Annotated in this window: 1 protein-coding gene; it reads right to left on the bottom strand. The window is 70.9% G+C overall.

All coding sequences use genetic code 11. The features are described from left to right. Positions 1 to 86: 86 nt before the first annotated feature. On the bottom strand, positions 87 to 2,369 hold the full coding sequence (locus ACIRGA_RS39745) for a tetratricopeptide repeat protein (RefSeq protein ID WP_400952265.1): 2,283 nt from the start codon (positions 2,367 to 2,369) through the stop codon (positions 87 to 89). Between the last annotated feature and the right edge of the window lie 366 nt (positions 2,370 to 2,735).

Here is a 2,735-nt window from a genome sequence, read left to right as displayed (position 1 = left end):
CGCGGGACCCGTCCCAAAACCCATTTGCCCCTCTTTCTCTAACCCCTATGTGGTCTCCCCCGACACCTGGGTGGGGAGACCACCGCCTAGACCGCGCCTTCGAGGCGGCCCCGCAACACGTTCGCCTTCCGGTCGTCGAGATCCATGACGAGCTGGAGCGCGTCGCGCCAGACGGCCATGGCGTCGCCGGTGCGTCCCTGGGCGGCCAGCGCGCAGCCGCGTTCGTCGAGCGCGTCGGCCTGCCCCCAGACGTCACCGCAGTTCCGGTAAGCGGTCAACGCCTGTTCGCAGTACCCGAGCGCCTGTTCCAGATCGCCGAACCGGCGGCAGGTCCTGGCGAGCGGCACCAGCGCGAAGCCCATCCCGTGCTGGTCCGCGTCCTTCGCGTAGGCGTCGAAGGCGCGCAGACCGTGTTCCAGGGCCAAGTCCCGTTCACCGAGGTCGCGGTAGGCGCGGCCGAGATGGACGCGTGCGGTCGCTTCGCCGAGCTGGTACCCGATCCGCGCGTTCACCTCCACGCTCTGTTCGGCGAGCCGCACGGCTTCGGCGTAGTCCTCGCGTTCGTGCGCGATGTTGCCGAGCCCGACCAGCGCCCAGCCGAGGCTCGGGTTCTCGCCGATCTCCTCGGCGATCTCGACGGCCTGACCGAACAGTTCGCGCGCGCGGCCGAGGTCGCCGCGCCGCCGGTGCGCCTCGGCGAGGTTGATCGCCGACCACGCCAGCCCGCCGAGGTCGCCGCCCGCCTTCGCGGACTCGATCGCCACCTCGTGGCTGGAGATCCACGTCTGCCACGGCCTGCCGAGCAGGTGGTAGTCGAACAGTTCCACCGGCAGCCGCCAGCCGATCTCGTACAGCCCGTGGTCCAGTGCCAGCCGGGCGACGCCGGTGATGCTCGGCATCTCCGACGCGCACCAGATGTAGGCCTCGTCGAACGTGGCGAACCGGAGCGGCTCCACGCCTTCGGGTGCGGGGCCCAGATCGATGTGGTGATCGCGGGCCGGGGTCAGCGTCCAGCTCGCGGCGTTGGCCGCGTACAGGTACCAGTGGGTCAGCCGGGAGACCGCGGCCTGCCGCTCGTCCCGCCAACGCGCGGCGGTGGCCTCTTCGGCGGCGTAGACGCGAAGCAGGTCGTGGAACCGGTAGTACTGCGCGCCGACCTGCTGGACGAGATGCGCGTGCACGAGTTTGTCGAGCAGCCGTCGCGCGTCGTGTCCGGGCAGTCCGGCGAGCGCGGCCGCCGCGTCCGCGGTGAACCGCGGGCCGGGATGGAGACCGAGCAGCCGGAACATGCGGGCGGTGTCGGCCTCCAGCGCGCGGTACGACCAGCTGAAGGCGGCCCTGACCCCGACGGTGTCGTCGTCGACCGCGAGCAGTTCCAGGCGCCGCCCCTCGGCGACGAGTTCACGGGCGAGGTCGCCGACGCTCTGATGGGGATGGGTGGCGACCCGTTCGGCGGCGATGTTCACCGCGAGTGGCAGCGCCGCGCACAGCCGGACGAGCCTGCCGACGCCTTCGGGATCGCCCGCCGCGCGTTCGTCGCCGATGAGGTCGGCCATGAGCCGCGTCGCTTCGAGATCTTGCAGTGGCTCCAAGGAAACCTGGACCGCGCCGCTGCCGACGACCAGCCCGGACAGCCGTCGCCTGCTGGTGATCAGCACGGTGGTGTCCGGGGTGCCGGGCAGTACCGGCCGCACCTGGTGCGAGTCGAGCGCGTTGTCCAGGACGACGAGCGTGCGCTGGCCGCGCAACAGGCCACGCAAAAGCGCGAGCCGCATGTGCTCCTCGCCGGGGACCCGGTCGGGGCGGACACCGACGCAGCGCAGGAGGTCGTCGAGGATGTCGGCGGGTTGCGCGGGATCACCCGCCGCGTAGCCGCGCAGATCCGACCAGAGGACGCAGTCGAACTCCTCTTGGCGCCGGTTCGCCCAATTCAGCACCAGCGCGGTCTTCCCGACCCCGGGCGGCCCGGCGACGAAGACCACTTTGGCCGTTTCGGTGAAGACTTTTTCGTCCAGTAGCGCCAAATGTTCTTCGCGGCCGACGAAATGATCAGGTGGCGGGGGAAGATGCACATACGGTTCCGCGCGGGCGGCCTCGGCGAGCACGATCAACGTGCCGCCCGCACCCAGCGCGCGATCGCAGGCTTCGGCGAATTCCGCGCTCGGCGGCGTGAGCCCGCGTTCGACGCGGCTGATGAGGCTTTTGTCGACATAGGCGAGTTTCTGAAGATCGCGCAACGCCAGCCCCCGGGCCTGGCGCCGTTGCCGCAATGCGCGGCCGAACGTCAACGCGGCCATCGAAACCGGTCTCGGTTCCGCGCGTGCTTTCCCGGTCTCCCCGGATCTGGCCGAACCGGAATTCTCGGTCACCAGAAGCACCTTTCTCCCCGCTTCGCGGCAGATCGTGCCACAACCTTCCCATTACCTGGGTCACAACACGGCCACCGGGTGTGCGGAGGTGCGAAGAGTGCCCGCAAACTGGGCGAGAACGCGCCCGTTCCCCACCGGTGCGCCGGTCGAAAGGGAGGTGGATCATGCGCGACCGCGAAATGTGAGCAGGCCCTGTTCCGCCTTGCGAACACCGGGCGAGTGCTGATCTCCTCGGAAACCGGCCGTGGGGGGGGGGGGGGGGGGGGCGGGGGGGGGGGCGCCGGGGCGGGGGGGGGGGGGGGGGGGGGGGGGGGGGGGTTTTGAGGTGTTGTTGGTGGGGGGGGGGGGGGGGGGGGGGGGGGTGGG

This window comes from Amycolatopsis sp. NPDC102389 (assembly GCF_044765885.1).
Classification (GTDB): Bacteria; Actinomycetota; Actinomycetes; order Mycobacteriales; family Pseudonocardiaceae; genus Amycolatopsis.
The sequence above is the reverse complement of the archived record's forward strand: the minus strand, read 5'-3'. Positions and strand labels throughout refer to the sequence as shown.